Here is a 13,129-nt window from a genome sequence, read left to right as displayed (position 1 = left end):
ATCGAAACCGTGGATCTGCCCCTGCCGCTTCCTGGGGCGGTTGCTCGACACCGCGGGCGCGCCCGCTTCGGCAGCCTGCGGCCGGGCGCCCGGCTCGTGGAACTGCCCACCGGGCAGATTCCGTTCGCCGAGCGCCCGGCCGAACGGGCGCCGCCGGTCACCGACTTCCTCAGCGGTCCTGCGGTGCGCTGAGGAACGCGAGGCGGGCCGGCTTGGCCGGGAGGTAGATCTCGGGCAGGTCGATCTCCGGGAGCACGACCTCCGGGCCGAGGACGAACCCGGTGCGCTCCAGCCGTGCGATGGCCTTGGTGTTGCGGGCGTCCGGCTCGGCGACCACGCGCCGGGTGGCCGGATCGGAGAACACGAAGGAGAAGAAGGCCTCCATCAGGCTCGCGCTGAAGCCGCGCTGGGGGGCGCCCTCGCCCGCGCTGATCAGCAGGTGCACGCCGACGTCCCCGGGCAGCGCGTCGTAGCACTCGCTGACCCGGTCCTCGGCGCACTCGTACGTCTGGAACAGCGCGACCGGCTCACCCTCGCGGGCCACGATGAACGCGTGGTGGGTGGTGCGGCGGTCGACGTCCTCGTAGATCTCCTGGACCAGTTCGCGACTGGCCTCGCCCATGCCCCAGAACCGGGCCCGCTCCTGCGTGACCCAGCCGTGGATCAGGCCGGCGTCGGCGGCCGGGTCGACCGGGGTGATGGTGACGGTGCCGAAGCCCTCGATGAGGTGCGTGTAGACGGGCTGCCGGGCGGAGACGGCGGAGGTCATATCGATTCCTTGGTGAGCCGGGTCCAGTCGGTGACGACGGGGACGAGTTCGCAGCGTGCCCACAGGGGGAGCTGGTCGCGGTGGTGGGGGGTTCCGGTGACGCCGTCCGCGCCCAGCGGGACGGCCCAGAGGCTGTCCTCGCGGCGGGCCAGGTCCCAGACGTAACGGGCGGCCGACGCGCGGGCGGTGAGGTCGGTGAAGCCCGGTACGGAGGAGGTGGCGTTCACGCAGTCGTGGTCGCCGCCGAGGCCGGGCCACTCGGGGGCGTCCGGGTCGGGGACCGCCTGCCAGGGGGTCAGCCGGTGGACCTGCGACCACGGGGTGTCGGGGGAGCCTGCCGCGGCCGTCTCCTCCAGGGCGGCGCGGACGTGCGCCGCACGGTCCAGCTCCGGCACGAGGGACGTGGTGAGCAGGCCTTCGAGCGCATAACCGATCTTGGGAACCAGGTACAGCCACGGGTGGAACACCGCGGGTCCGGCGGGCGCTCCCGCCAGGTCCGCGAAGACGGGGTCGGCGGCGAGGCGCCGTACGGTCGCGGTCCGGAAGGCGGAGAAGGCGGTGGCGTCGGTGCTGTCGGCCTCCATGCGCCGGTCCCAGGCCAGCAGCCGGGTGCGCAGCTCCTGCGCGGCCGGCGTCAGCTCCTCGAAGCCGGGGAGCAGGGCGAGCAGCGGTTCGGCCGATGCCAGGTGCGTGTCCCGGTGTACGTCGGCCATCGCCTTCGGGGACCAGTCCGCGGAGCCGCTGAGCAGCTCGCGGATGCGGTCGGCGCGGTGCGGCGGCGCGAACTCCACGCCGAGCGGGGAGGCGATGCCGCGCGCGTTCGCCATGACGGCGAAGCCCTGGACGGGCTCGGCGGGGGTCGGTGCCCAGCCCTGCCAGGCGTGCTCCGGCTCCCACGCGGGCACGGGGCGCAGCCGGTTGGTGCCGTGGCGCAGCGGCACGGCACCCGCGACGCGGTGCAGCAGGCCGCCTTCGGTGTCGGCGGCGTGGACGACGTTGACCGGCTCGGCCCAGCCGTCGAGGGCGCGGTCGATGTCGGCGACGGTGCGGGCGCGCAGCAGGGCGGGGAGGGCGGCGAAGCCGAGGTCGCGGCGGACCCGGGGCGGGTAGCGCAGGGAGAGGGTCTGCGTGCTGCCGTCGGCGCTGCCCGCGGAGGCGGAGGTGCTGTCGGTGTCGGTGGCCGGGGCGGTTTCGGCGTCGGCGCCGAGGTCGCCGTCCGCGCGCACGATCACCGGGCCGCGGGCGGTCTCCAGGATCTCCACCTCGACGTCGTCGCCGCCCGCCACGGTGATGGTCTCCGTGTGGCGCGCGACGGGCTCCCAGACCCCGTCCGGGCCGAACGCCTCGACGGCGCCGTCGTCGCCGCGGCGCAGCCGCTCGACGTACAGGTCCTGGTAGTCGGACATCGCGTTGGTGATGGCCCAGGCGGCGGAGCCGGTGTGCCCGAAGTGGGCGAGGCCGGGGACGCCGGGGACGGCGAGGCCCAGGACGTCGTAGTCCGGACAGGCCAGGCGGATCTGCTGGTAGACGCCCGGGTCCTCGATGAAGCGGTGCGGGTCGCCCGCGATGATCGCCGCACCGGTGGTGGTGCGGTCGCCCGGCACCATCCAGCCGTTGCTGCCGGCGATGCGGGGGCCGTCGGTGGCGAAGAGGGTGAGCGTCTCGTCGCCGAGGGCGCGGGCCACGCGCTCGCGCCACAGCTTGGTGGGGAAGCCGGCGAACAGGATGTGCGTGGCGACCCAGATCGCCAGCGGCACCCACGGCTCCCAGGGGGAGGGGGCGAGGCCGGTCCGGGCGAAGCGCTCGTCGCGGGCGGCGCCGTCGGCCAGGCCCTCGTTGACGCCGTCCACGTACGCGCGCACCCAGGCGGCGGTCGCGGGGTCGTCGGCCTCCATGGCCTCGTAGCACAGGCGCGCGGTATCGGCGAGGCGGCTCTGGCGGGCGAAGCGGTCCCACACGACGGAGTCCGGCCCCAGGAAGGAGGCGCTGGAGCCCTCGGCGCGGTGCCGTTCGACCTCCAGCTGCCAGGCGCGGTCGAAAGCGGTGACGCGGCCCTGGGCGCGGGCGAGCCCGAGTTCGTCCGATGCGCGCAGGTGGGGGATGCCCCAGGGGTCGCGGAAGACGTCGTAGGATTCCGGGGTCTGCCCTTGGGGCTCGTCCTGGGCGCCAGTGTACGGCTCCGGGTCGCTGTCGCTGCTCACACTGCTCACGCTGCTCACACTCTTCCCCGACGTGCATTTAGGTTAGGCTGCCCTAACTATAATGGTGTCAGGGGAGGGGTCGAACATGGCGGTCGGCAAGGGTTGGGAGGGCGTGGTCCTCAAGCTCCTGCGGGGCAAGGACTTCACGTTCACGGTGACCGGGTCGGAAGACGTCACGGAGCACTACCGCCGGGTGTACTTCACCGACGGCGGACTGCTGGCCGCCGCCGGCGAATCGCTGCACCCGACGATGTGGGTGCGGGTCTGGTTCCAGAACGCGGACAAGCCGCACCAGCGGGCGTACACGCTGGTCGACCCGGATCCCGAGGCCGGCACCTTCTGCTTCGAGTTCGCGCTCCACGACGGCGTCGCCAGCGCCTGGGCGCGGGGCGCCCAGCCGGGCGACACCATCGAGGCCACCGTCCAGGGCACCGGATTCACCGCCCCGGCTCCGGCGCCGGAACGCCTGCTGGTCATCGGCGACCCCGCGTCCCTTCCGGCGATCAACTCGCTGCTGGACTCCTTCCCCGAGCTGCCCGCGACCATCTGGTTCGAGACCCAGCACACCTCCGACGCGGAGCTGCCCGTACGCCTGGACGCGGACCGGCACGACATCCGCCGGGTCCCGCGCGACGGTACGGCGCTGGCCGACCGGGTCCGGGCCGAGCTGCCGGAGCTGCTCGGACCGGACCCGGCATCCGGGTACGTCTGGCTGGCCTGCGACACGGCCACGACCCGCACCCTGACGGCCTACCTGCGCAAGGACCTCGGCCTGCCCAAGCAGCGGGTGAACGGCCTGGGTTACTGGCGGGCCGCCTAGGCACAGCGGCCCGGGCCCACGACTCGGGCACATCCCCTAGGCGCCGGTCACGCCGTCGATCGCCTCGCGCAGGAAATCGGCGTGGCCGTTGTGGCGGGCGTACTCGTGGACGAGGTGGAGCATGACCAGGCGCAGCGAGGCCTCCTCCTCCCAGCGCGGCACGTACGCCGTCACCTCCAGGGACTCGGCGGCCGCCTCGATGCGGCGGGCGTGCGCCATCTCCTCCTGCCAGGCGGTGAACGCCTCGGCGCGGCTGGAGCCGGAGGCGTCGTAGGCGGCCTGGAAGTCGTGGCTGTCCGACCACAGGTGCGGGAGTTCCTCGCCGCCGACGACCCGGCGGAACCAGTGCCGTTCCACCTCGGCCATGTGCCGTACGAGGCCCAACAGGGACAGGGTGGACGGGGGCATCGAAGCGCGGCGCAGCTGCTCGTCGGTGAGGCCCTCGCACTTCCGGGCGAGGGTGGCCCGGTGGTAGTCGAGGTAGGCCCGGAGGGTTTCGCGTTCGTCCCCGGTCAGGGGCGGGCTGATGCGTTCCATGTCCGCGATCTTGCCCGTCGGCCCGTGTGTCGCGGAACCCCTGCCCGCCGGCCGACCCGGCCGGGCCGCGCGATCTCAGTCCGTGTCCGGGCCGGGCCGCGTCCAGATGTACGGCACCGTCACGCCCATCACCCCGAAGCCCAGCCGTTCCAGGATCGGGCGGCTGTCGTCCGAGGCGTCCACCTGCAGGTACGGGATGCCGAGCTCCGCCGCCAGGCGCGCGCGGTGCGCGACGAGCAGGCGGTAGATGCCCCGGCCGCGCCACTGCGGGACCGTGCCGCCGCCCCACAGGCCCGCGAAGGCCGTACCCGGCCGCATCTCCATCCGGGCCGCGCTGACCGGGGTGTCGCCCGCCATCGCGACCACCGCGGCGATGGTCTCCGGCTCGTCGCGCAGCCGGCTCAGCAGAGCCTCCCGGATCCGGGGCCGCTCCGTGCCGAAGGCCCCCGCGTGGACCCGCATCATCAGGTCGACGCCGGCCTCGTCCGTCACCACCCGCAGGGTGATCCCCTCCGGCGGCTCCACCGGCAGCTGCGCGAGCTCGGCCACCCGTCCCACCATCAGCGTCTCCGGCGGCTCCGGTACGAAGCCCGCGGCACGCAGCCGGGCCCCGAGGTCCGCCGGCCGGTCGTGCTCGTACAGCTTCCACTCGAAGTCCGGGCAGCCGCGCTCCGCGAAGAACGACACCTGCGCCGCGATCTGCGCATCCGCCGTCTCCTCGTCGAGGTCCGACCAGAGGACGCCGTTCCACCCGAGGCCGGGCACGCTCTGCCGGACGACCCCGCCCACCCGCTCCACGAGGGCGTCCCCGCCGTCCGGTTGGGCGTCCTCGCGCACCTCGGCGTCGTACCGGGCGCGTACCTTCAGCAGCTCATCAAGATCCATCGTCATCCGCCCAGCTCACCAGTGTCCGGCCGGCCCGCACAACTGCATTAGCCTCACCAGCGTGAACGACGACCTCACCATCTACACCGGCAAGGCCGCCCCCGACGCCGCCGCAGACCGCGGCTGGCTCCTCGGCCACTTCAAGGACCCGGCCGATCCCCGTCACAGCGAGGACGTGGAGATCAAATGGGGCGTCCACCCCAAGGGCGACGAACGGGAGCGCTGGGCGACCGCCGAGAAGCGCACCGCACTGCTGGTCCTGATCAGCGGACGCTTCCGGCTGGAGTTCCCGGGGCGGACCGTCGTCCTCGCCGAACAGGGCGACTACGTGCTCTGGGGCCGCGGCGTCGACCACTCCTGGTACGCGGAGGAGGACGCGGTCGTCCTCACCGTCCGCTGGCCCTCGATCCCCGGCTACCGGGTGGACGAGCCCGAGGACCGAACCGGCGCCCTGTCCTCGGAGGCCTCCGGCCGGACCCCTGCCGAAATCTGAGTTCCCGCGCACCTCCCGGCCCCCCTGTGATGATGCACACGAAAGGGGCCAACGATCACGAAACGCTGCGATCGTGGAGGTAGCAGACCATCTGGGCCGAACCGCGGGGCGATCCCCCGGGCTTCGGCCGGGCCTTCACGAGTTCACGCGTTCTTTGCGACGGGCTGTCTCCCGGTAAAGATCCGAACCCACCAGGGAGCACGTCCGTTGGCAGTCTTCGCGCGGTGGTGCATGCGCCACCGCCTCCTCGCCGTCCTGATCTGGCTGCTCGTCCTCGGCGGGACCGCTGCGGCCGCAGTGACCGCCGGAGCGGTGTTCTCCAACGACTACGAGGTCCCCGGCACCGAGTCCGGCAAGGCGAACGACCTCCTGCGCGAAGGCTTCCACGGCCAGGGCGGCGACACCGACACCATCGTGTGGCGGGCCCCGGACCACCAGAGCGCGCGCACCCCGGACATCGAGCAGCGCATGACCCGGGCGCTCGACGCCGTCGCCGCGCTGCCCGGTGTCGGATCGGTCGCCGGACCCTACGGCCCCGGCCCCGAGAGCGCCGCACGCATCAGCCCCGACGGACGCACCGCCTATGCCGTGGTGACCTTCGACCGGCCGGCCGACTCCGTACCCAAGGGCCAGGCCAAGGCGGTCCTCGACACCGCGAAGAACCCCACCACCGAGGCCGGCGGACTCCAGGTCGAGCTGGGCGGCCGCGCCATCCAGCTCACCGAGGCCCCCACCGCACACCTCGCCGAGGTCATAGGCGTGGCCGTCGCGGCCCTCGTCCTCTACCTCGCCTTCGGCTCCCTCGCCGCGAGTCTGCTCCCCATCGCGACCGCCCTCGTCAGCGTCGGTACCGCCTATTTCGGCATCACCCTGCTCGGGCACGCGATGCCGGTCGCCGACTTCGCCCCCATGCTCGGCACCCTCGTCGGCCTCGGTGTCGGCATCGACTACGCGCTGTTCATCGTCACCCGGCACCGCAAGGGCCTCGCGCGGGGCCTCCCGGTGGAAGAGGCGGCGGCCGGGGCCGTCGCCACCACCGGCCGGGCCGTCGTCTTCGCCGGCGCCACCGTCTGCATCGCACTGCTCGGCATGCTGGTACTGCGCCTGAACTTCCTCAACGGCGTCGCGATAGCCGCGTGCGTGACGGTCGTCCTGACCGTCGCCGCCTCGGTCACCCTGCTGCCCGCCCTCCTCTCCTTCATAGGCATGCGCGCCCTCTCCGGCCGTGAACGCCGAAGGCTCGCCGCCGAGGGTCCGCAGCCCGAGCGGACCTCCGGCTTCGCCGCCCGCTGGTCGGCCTTCGTGGAGCGCCACCCCAAGCTGCTCGGTGCCGTCGCCACCGCCGTCATGGTGGTACTGGCCCTGCCCACCCTCTCCCTCCACCTCGGCACCTCCGACCAGGGCAACAACCCCGCCGGCTCGACCACCAGGCAGGCCTACGACCTGCTCGCGGAGGGCTTCGGGCCCGGCGCGAACGGGCCGCTCACCGTCGTCGCCCGCCTGGACGGCGCCGGGGACCGGCTCGCCGTGGACCAGCTGGAGCAGGCGCTCCGCACGACGCCGGGCGTCGCATCCACCGGCCCCGCCGTCTTCAACCGCAGCGGCGACACGGCCGTCCTGACCGTCGTACCGGACTCCGCCCCGCAGTCCAGGGCCACGAGCGACCTCGTCGACACGCTCCGCCAGGACGTCATCCCGCGTGCCGGCCAGGGCAACTCCATGGAGATCCACGTCGGCGGTGTGACGGCCGCCTACGACGACTTCGCGGAGGTCATCGTCGGGAAGCTGCCGCTCTTCGTCTCCGTGGTCATCGCCCTCGGCTGCCTGCTCCTGCTGCTGGCCTTCCGGTCCATCGGCATCCCGCTGAAGGCGGCGGCGATGAACGTCGCCGCCGTCGCCTCCTCCTTCGGCGTCGTGGTCGCGATCTTCCAGTGGGGCTGGGGCAGCGAACGGCTGGGCCTGGGCAGCGCGGGCCCCATCGAACCCTTCCTGCCCGTGATCATGGTGTCCGTCCTGTTCGGACTGTCCATGGACTACCAGGTCTTCCTCGTCAGCCGGATGTACGAGGAGTGGCTGGAGACCGGCGACAACCGGCGGGCCGTACGCGTCGGCCTCGCCGAGACCAGCCGGGTCATCAACTCGGCCGCCGTCATCATGATCTCCGTCTTCCTCGCCTTCGTGCTCAGCGGCGACCGGATCATCGCGATGTTCGGCATCGCGCTCGCCGCGGCCGTCGCCCTCGACGCCTTCGTGCTGCGCACCCTGCTCGTCCCGGCCCTGATGCACATGCTCGGCGGCGCCAACTGGTGGCTGCCCGCCTGGCTCGACCGGATGCTGCCCCGCATCAGCATCGAGCCCCCCGAACACCGGCCGCATGCGAAACTTCCGGCACAGCGGTCCGGCGAGGTCCTCACCACGAGCGAGGACGACGCCGAGCCCGCCACAGCCTCCCGGTGATCCGGCCAACCGCCGCACGCGACCCAAGGAAGAAGCCGCATGTTCTCGATAGACCTCGCCGAAGGTGCCCAGCTGTTCCCGCTGGAAGCCCGGCATGCCGAGGAGTTCTTCGCGCACATCGAACGCGGACGCGAGTTCATCGGCCAGTACGTCGGCTTCCCGGACCGCTCCCCGGACGTCGACTCCGCCAGGGCCTTCCTGGCCAAGTACGCCGTGAAGGCCGGTGAGGACGGCGCCCGCTTCTTCGGCATCCGTCTCGACGGCACCCTCGTGGGCGGCGTCCTCTTCCCCAACTTCGACGCGGACGGCGGGAACTGCGAGATCGGCTGCTGGCTGGAGCCCGCCGCGGCCGGCCGCGGCCTCGTGACCAAGGCCTGCCACGTCCTGATCGACTACGCCTTCGGCGAGCGCGGCATGCACCGCGTCGAGTGGCACGCGGCCACCGGCAACAAGAAGAGCCTCGCCGTCGCCGAACGCCTCGGCATGACCCGCGAGGGCGTCATGCGGGAGAACTACCTCCACCGGGGCGTCCGCCAGGACACCGAGGTCTGGTCGATCCTCGCCCACGAGTGGGCGGCCACCCGGACCTCCTGAGGCACGCCGGCCGGGCCCCGCCCGTCGCGGGGCCCGATACGGCCACGACCACCGGATTCTCAGAGAAATCTCAGACACGGCCCCTACGGTGCCCCGCATGGACACCACGAAGACCCCCGCCCCGAACGCCGCCGAGGCGGACACCCAGGTCGACCTCGAGAAGAGCGAGACCACCCAGGACGCCGCAGCCGAGGCCAAGGCCGACGCCGACCTCGCCGCAGCGACCGACACCGACGCCGACTCCGCGCTCACCGACGCCGACCTCGACGACGACTTCGCCGAGGACCGGGCCGACGCAGAGCAGCCGAGCCACGTCGGCTCCGCGGCCTTCGCGATCGTCTCCGCCGGTCTTTCCGTCGTCGCCCTCAGCGGAAGCTGGGTCGCCGGCATCGTGTCCGAGCGCGCGAGCATCGCCGCCCGTCTGGAGCTGAGCCAGGCCGCCGACGCCAACGCGCAGATCGCCGCCCAGTTCGTCGACCCGTGGCACACCACCGCCATGGTCAACGGCGTCTTCTCGGCGCTCGCCCTGATCATCGCCACCTTCGTGCTGGCCCTTCCCGCCTTCAGCACCCCCGAGCGCATCCTCCCCACCTGGGTGCGGTCCGTCTCCTGGGCGGGCATCGGCCTGGGCGCCCTCGGCGTCCTGCTCTTCGTCCTCATGTACTTCGACCTCCTCCTGGCCATCCCGAAGGCAGCGGCCTAGACAGCGCCTTAGGTGCCCGCGGCCCGTCCCGGGCACCCCGCCCGGGACTAAGGCCCCCGGCCCCCCGCGGATGCGGCATGCGACCGATGTGCCGGTACCCCCTGGGACGCGAATCTCGGATCACACCCAACGAGGTGCCGACAACCGCGACCAGGGAGTACGAGATGTTCGAGCACGAGATCGCCGCAGCCGCCCGCACCACCGACCTCCTCCGTGAGGCCGCCGCGTACCGGGTCGTCCGGCAAGCCCGCAAGGCGCGCCGCACCTCCTTGCGCGGCCAGGAGCCCCGAGGGCGGGTGACAGGATCCGGGACCCGTGGCGCCCGCTCCGCGCCACGGCCCGCGTGAACCGGCGAGCGATGCGGAGCGACCCCGTATCGGGTGCCGCCGGCCAGGGCCTCTGTGCGATGCTCGGCGGCGTGGAGACCAGATCTGTCAGCCCGGTGTTCGTCGGCCGCGCCGACGAACTGGCCGCACTCACCGACGCACTGGCCCGCGCAGCGGACCGGGAACCGCAGGCCCTGCTCATCGGAGGAGAGGCCGGGGTCGGCAAGACCCGCCTCACCGAGGAGTTCCTCTGCGAGGCGGACCGGCTGGGAGCCGTCGTCGCCGTCGGCGGCTGTGTGGAGATAGGGGCGGAGGGACTTCCCTTCGCCCCGTTCTCGACGGCACTGCGCACCCTGCACCGGCTGCTCCCCGAGGAGCTGGCCGCCGCGGCCGCGGGCCAGGAGGACGAACTCGCCCGGATCCTCCCCGAACTCGGCGACACTCCCAGGGGCCCGCACGACGAGGAGAGCACCGCCCGGCTCTTCGAACTCACGGCCCGGATGCTGGAGCGGCTCGCCGCCGACCGCACCGTCGTCCTCGTCCTGGAGGACCTGCACTGGGCGGACACCTCCACCCGGCACCTGCTGTCCTACCTCTTCCGCACCCTCGGCAGCGGCCGGCTCGTCGTCGTCGCCACCTACCGCTCGGACGACGTCCACCGCCGCCACCCGCTGCGTCCGCTCCTCGCCGAACTCGACCGGCTCCGCACCGTCCGGAAGATCGAGCTGTCCCGCTTCAACCGGGCGGAGGTCCGCCGCCAGCTCGCCGGCATCCTCGCCGCGCAGCCCGACGAGGACTTCGTGGACACCGTCTTCGACCGGTCCGACGGCAACGCCTTCTTCGTCGAGGAACTCGTCGCCTCCCGGGAGAGCGGCTGCCGCACCGGACTGACGGAATCCCTGCGCGACCTCCTGCTCGTCCGCGTCGAGGTCCTCCCCGACGAGACCCAGCGCCTGGTGCGCATCGTCGCCGAGGGCGGCTCCACCGTGGAGTACCCGCTGCTGCGCGCCGTCGCCGGTCTCACCGAGGACGAACTCATCGAGGCCCTGAGGGCCGCGGTCGGAGCCAACATCCTGCTCGCCACCCCCGAGGGCGATGGCTACCGCTTCCGGCACTCGCTGGTCCGCGAGGCCGTCAGCGACGACCTGCTGCCCGGCGAGCGCGCCCGTGTCAACCGCCGCTACGCCGAGGCGGTGGAGGCCGACGCCCATCTGATCCGCGCCGAGGAGCGGGTCATCCGGCTGGCCAGCTACTGGTACACCGCGAACGACCCCGCCAAGGCACTGCCCGCCGTACTGGCCGCCTCGGTCGCGGCCCGCCGCCGCCACGCCTACTCCGAGCAGCTGAACCTGCTGGAGCGGGCGCTGGACCTGTGGGACAGCGCCCCCGAGGAGGTCCGCGAGGACCTTCGCCCGGCCGACTACGCCGACGTGTACCCGCCCTGCGGATGCGACCCGGCCACCACCCCGCTCCAGCGCCTCGACCTGCTGGCCGAGGCGACCGTCGCGGCGCGCTACGGAGGGGAACGCGAACGCGCCCTGAAGATCACGAAGACGGCGCTGCGCCTGCTGGAGGAGCACGCCGACCCGCTGCGCGCCGCGTGGTTCTGGACCGAACGCTCCCGCCTGATCGCCTCCCTCGGCCGCGGCGACGGCTGGGAGGAGATAGCCAGGGCCCAGGACCTCGTCCGGGGGCTGCCCCCGTCCCAGGTGCACGCCGAGGTCCTGGTCCGGGCCGCGAGCTGGGGCATGCTCCACAAGCCGGGACCGGGCAACCTCGCCGCCGCCGAACGCGCCGTCGAGTACGCGCGGATGGTCGGTGCGGCCGAGACCGAGCTCAACGCCCGGATCACGGTCGGCGCGCTCCTCACCGACGCCGGCGACGGCCCCGGGGGCCTCGCCGAGATGCACGCGGTCCGGGAACGGGCCGCGGAGCTCGGGCTGGCACTGCTGGCAGGACGTGCGCATATCAATCTCACCTCTCAGCTGGAAAGCCTGGGACGGTCCCACGAGGCCGTGGAACTGTGCGAACAGGGGGCCGAACTGGCCCGGAGGTCCCGGTTGCTGGACACCGAGGCCTGGGTCTTCGGGAACATGGCCGAGAGCCTCTACAGCCTCGGCCGCTGGGACGAGGCCGCCGAAGCGGCCCGGCGCACCCTGCTGGTCGGCCAGAGCGCGGCCCCGCGCGGCTCCGCCTCCGCGCGGCTCGGCTACCTCGCCCTGGCCCGGGGCGAGTTGACCGAGGCGACCCACCAGCTCGCCGCCGCCCACACCCACTTCGGCACGCACGAGACCCAGCCCCAGCACCGGATCCCGCTCCACCGCCTGGCGATCGGGATCGCCGCGGGGGAGGGGCGGATCACCGACGTCCGCACCGAGACGGCCGCCGCAGTGGACCACGGCTTCCCGCTCGGGCAGCACCGCTACGCCTGGCCCCTGCTGCTCGCGTCCGCCTCCGCCGAGGCGGACGCCCGCGGGCTGCCCGCCGCCGAAGCCGGTCGCGCCGCCGCCCTTGCCGTGCTGCGCACCGCCGCCCGCACCCTCGCCACCCCGGTCCCGGTGTGGACCGCGCACGCCGAGTACCTGCGGGCCGAACTGCTGCGGGCCGAGGCCCGGGACACCGTCGCCGACTGGACCGCCGTCGAGGAGTCCGTCCGCGCGCTGGAGCGCCCGTACCTGCTGGCCCGGGCCCGCTACCGGCTCGCGGAGGCCCTGCTGGCCGCCGGCGACCGGGAGCACGCGGCCGTCCTGCTCCGCGAGGCCCACGCCACCGCCGACCGGATCGGCTCACGACGGCTGCGTGAGGACCTGGCCCTGCTCTCCCGGCGCGCCCGGATCCCGCTGACCGCCGACGACACACCCCCGGAAGCCCCCGAACCGGAACCGGACCCGGCCGAGGCCCTCGGCCTGACCAGCCGCGAGCAGGACGTGCTGCGCCTGGTGGCGGCGGGCAGCACCAACCGAAGGATCGCCGAGGAGCTCTTCATCTCCCCGAAGACGGCGAGCGTGCACGTCTCGAACATCCTGGCCAAGCTGGGCGTCGCCGGCCGCGGCGAGGCGGCCGCCCTCGCCCACCGGCTACGGCTCTTCAGCCCGCCCGGCCCGGTCGGCCCGCCCGGTACGGGGCGGGTCAGTGATCGTCCGCGGGCTCCTCGTCCACGCGTATGAGCACCCTGCCGGAGTCGAGGTCTATCGGGCCCCGTCCCGGATCGTTGTCGCCCACGTCGGTCCGGGACAGCTCCAGCCGCTTCTTCTCGTCGTTCGTGTGCTTGCGTCCCGGGTTGAACAGCTCCTCGATCATGTTGAACACCGTGTCCACGCACCTTTCGCCCCTGCCCGGGGCAT

At 73.1% G+C, this 13,129-nt stretch carries 13 protein-coding genes; 8 read left to right on the top strand and 5 right to left on the bottom strand.

Features of this window, described 5'->3' with window-relative positions; translation table 11 throughout:
- The first annotated feature begins 9 nt into the window (after positions 1–9).
- Entirely contained in the window at positions 10–192 is a 183-nt protein-coding gene (locus tag OHA91_RS12260; protein ID WP_266497504.1) for a hypothetical protein, read from the top strand.
- Here OHA91_RS12260 and OHA91_RS12255 read toward each other — a convergent pair.
- Together OHA91_RS12255 and OHA91_RS12250 are read right to left on the bottom strand one after the other, a co-directional pair.
- Positions 170–769, bottom strand: a complete 600-nt coding sequence (locus OHA91_RS12255; protein WP_031148519.1) for a GNAT family N-acetyltransferase — start codon at positions 767–769, stop codon at positions 170–172. The two genes, OHA91_RS12260 and OHA91_RS12255, sit on opposite strands and share 23 nt — an antisense overlap.
- Complete coding sequence (locus OHA91_RS12250) at positions 766–2,871, bottom strand: penicillin acylase family protein (RefSeq protein ID WP_328741125.1); 2,106 nt, start codon at positions 2,869–2,871, stop codon at positions 766–768. Before OHA91_RS12250 ends, OHA91_RS12255 begins: the two co-directional genes overlap by 4 nt.
- Before the next feature lie 184 nt (positions 2,872–3,055).
- Here OHA91_RS12250 and OHA91_RS12245 point away from each other — a divergent pair, with 184 nt between their 5' ends.
- Complete coding sequence (locus OHA91_RS12245; protein WP_266497497.1) at positions 3,056–3,790, top strand: siderophore-interacting protein; 735 nt, start codon at positions 3,056–3,058, stop codon at positions 3,788–3,790.
- Between the two features lie 36 nt (positions 3,791–3,826).
- Here OHA91_RS12245 and OHA91_RS12240 read toward each other — a convergent pair whose 3' ends face one another.
- Positions 3,827–4,327 (bottom strand): DinB family protein, encoded by a 501-nt coding sequence (locus OHA91_RS12240; RefSeq protein ID WP_031148525.1) that lies wholly within the window; start codon positions 4,325–4,327, stop codon positions 3,827–3,829.
- Positions 4,328–4,402: 75 nt separating this feature from the next.
- A complete protein-coding gene (locus tag OHA91_RS12235; RefSeq protein ID WP_266499784.1) occupies positions 4,403–5,212 on the bottom strand; it encodes a GNAT family N-acetyltransferase in 810 nt (269 codons plus the stop codon).
- Between the two features lie 61 nt (positions 5,213–5,273).
- Between OHA91_RS12235 and OHA91_RS12230 the strand changes: the two genes are divergently transcribed.
- The 6 genes from OHA91_RS12230 to OHA91_RS12205 all read left to right on the top strand — a co-directional run bounded on the left by OHA91_RS12230 (position 5,274) and on the right by OHA91_RS12205 (position 12,952).
- The gene (locus OHA91_RS12230; RefSeq protein WP_031148529.1) at positions 5,274–5,705 is read left to right on the top strand and encodes a cupin domain-containing protein; all 432 of its coding nucleotides are present in this window, start codon (positions 5,274–5,276) and stop codon (positions 5,703–5,705) included.
- Between the two features lie 207 nt (positions 5,706–5,912).
- A complete protein-coding gene (locus tag OHA91_RS12225; protein ID WP_037631841.1) occupies positions 5,913–8,162 on the top strand; it encodes an MMPL family transporter in 2,250 nt (749 codons plus the stop codon).
- Between the two features lie 39 nt (positions 8,163–8,201).
- The gene (locus tag OHA91_RS12220) at positions 8,202–8,756 is read left to right on the top strand and encodes a GNAT family N-acetyltransferase (RefSeq protein WP_031148533.1); all 555 of its coding nucleotides are present in this window, start codon (positions 8,202–8,204) and stop codon (positions 8,754–8,756) included.
- A 97-nt stretch (positions 8,757–8,853) separates the two neighbouring features.
- Complete coding sequence (locus OHA91_RS12215) at positions 8,854–9,459, top strand: hypothetical protein (RefSeq protein ID WP_031148535.1); 606 nt, start codon at positions 8,854–8,856, stop codon at positions 9,457–9,459.
- A gap of 134 nt (positions 9,460–9,593) precedes the next feature.
- Positions 9,594–9,806, top strand: a complete 213-nt coding sequence (locus OHA91_RS12210; protein ID WP_158714751.1) for a hypothetical protein — start codon at positions 9,594–9,596, stop codon at positions 9,804–9,806.
- A gap of 59 nt (positions 9,807–9,865) precedes the next feature.
- Entirely contained in the window at positions 9,866–12,952 is a 3,087-nt protein-coding gene (locus OHA91_RS12205) for a helix-turn-helix transcriptional regulator (protein ID WP_408059234.1), read from the top strand.
- Here OHA91_RS12205 and OHA91_RS12200 read toward each other — a convergent pair.
- Positions 12,915–13,103: a DUF6191 domain-containing protein gene (locus tag OHA91_RS12200; RefSeq protein WP_381821672.1), complete on the bottom strand. Its 189-nt coding sequence runs from the start codon at positions 13,101–13,103 to the stop codon at positions 12,915–12,917. The two genes, OHA91_RS12205 and OHA91_RS12200, sit on opposite strands and share 38 nt — an antisense overlap.
- Positions 13,104–13,129: the final 26 nt, after the last annotated feature.

The organism is Streptomyces erythrochromogenes (assembly GCF_036170895.1).
GTDB lineage: Bacteria > Actinomycetota > Actinomycetes > Streptomycetales > Streptomycetaceae > Streptomyces > Streptomyces erythrochromogenes.
Note: the sequence above shows the minus strand (reverse complement) of the source record. Positions and strands in the feature narration are given on the sequence as shown.

Bases quoted from the DNA above. Each gene is read 5' to 3' on its own strand.
- OHA91_RS12220 (WP_031148533.1), top strand. From the start codon at position 8,202: ATGTTCTCGATAGACCTCGCCGAAGGTGCCCAGCTGTTCCCGCTGGAA.
- OHA91_RS12215 (WP_031148535.1), top strand. From the start codon at position 8,854: ATGGACACCACGAAGACCCCCGCCCCGAACGCCGCCGAGGCGGACACC.
- OHA91_RS12245 (WP_266497497.1), top strand. From the start codon at position 3,056: ATGGCGGTCGGCAAGGGTTGGGAGGGCGTGGTCCTCAAGCTCCTGCGG.
- OHA91_RS12235 (WP_266499784.1), bottom strand. From the start codon at position 5,212: ATGGATCTTGATGAGCTGCTGAAGGTACGCGCCCGGTACGACGCCGAG.
- OHA91_RS12205 (WP_408059234.1), top strand. From the start codon at position 9,866: ATGCTCGGCGGCGTGGAGACCAGATCTGTCAGCCCGGTGTTCGTCGGC.
- OHA91_RS12240 (WP_031148525.1), bottom strand. From the start codon at position 4,327: ATGGAACGCATCAGCCCGCCCCTGACCGGGGACGAACGCGAAACCCTC.
- OHA91_RS12255 (WP_031148519.1), bottom strand. From the start codon at position 769: ATGACCTCCGCCGTCTCCGCCCGGCAGCCCGTCTACACGCACCTCATC.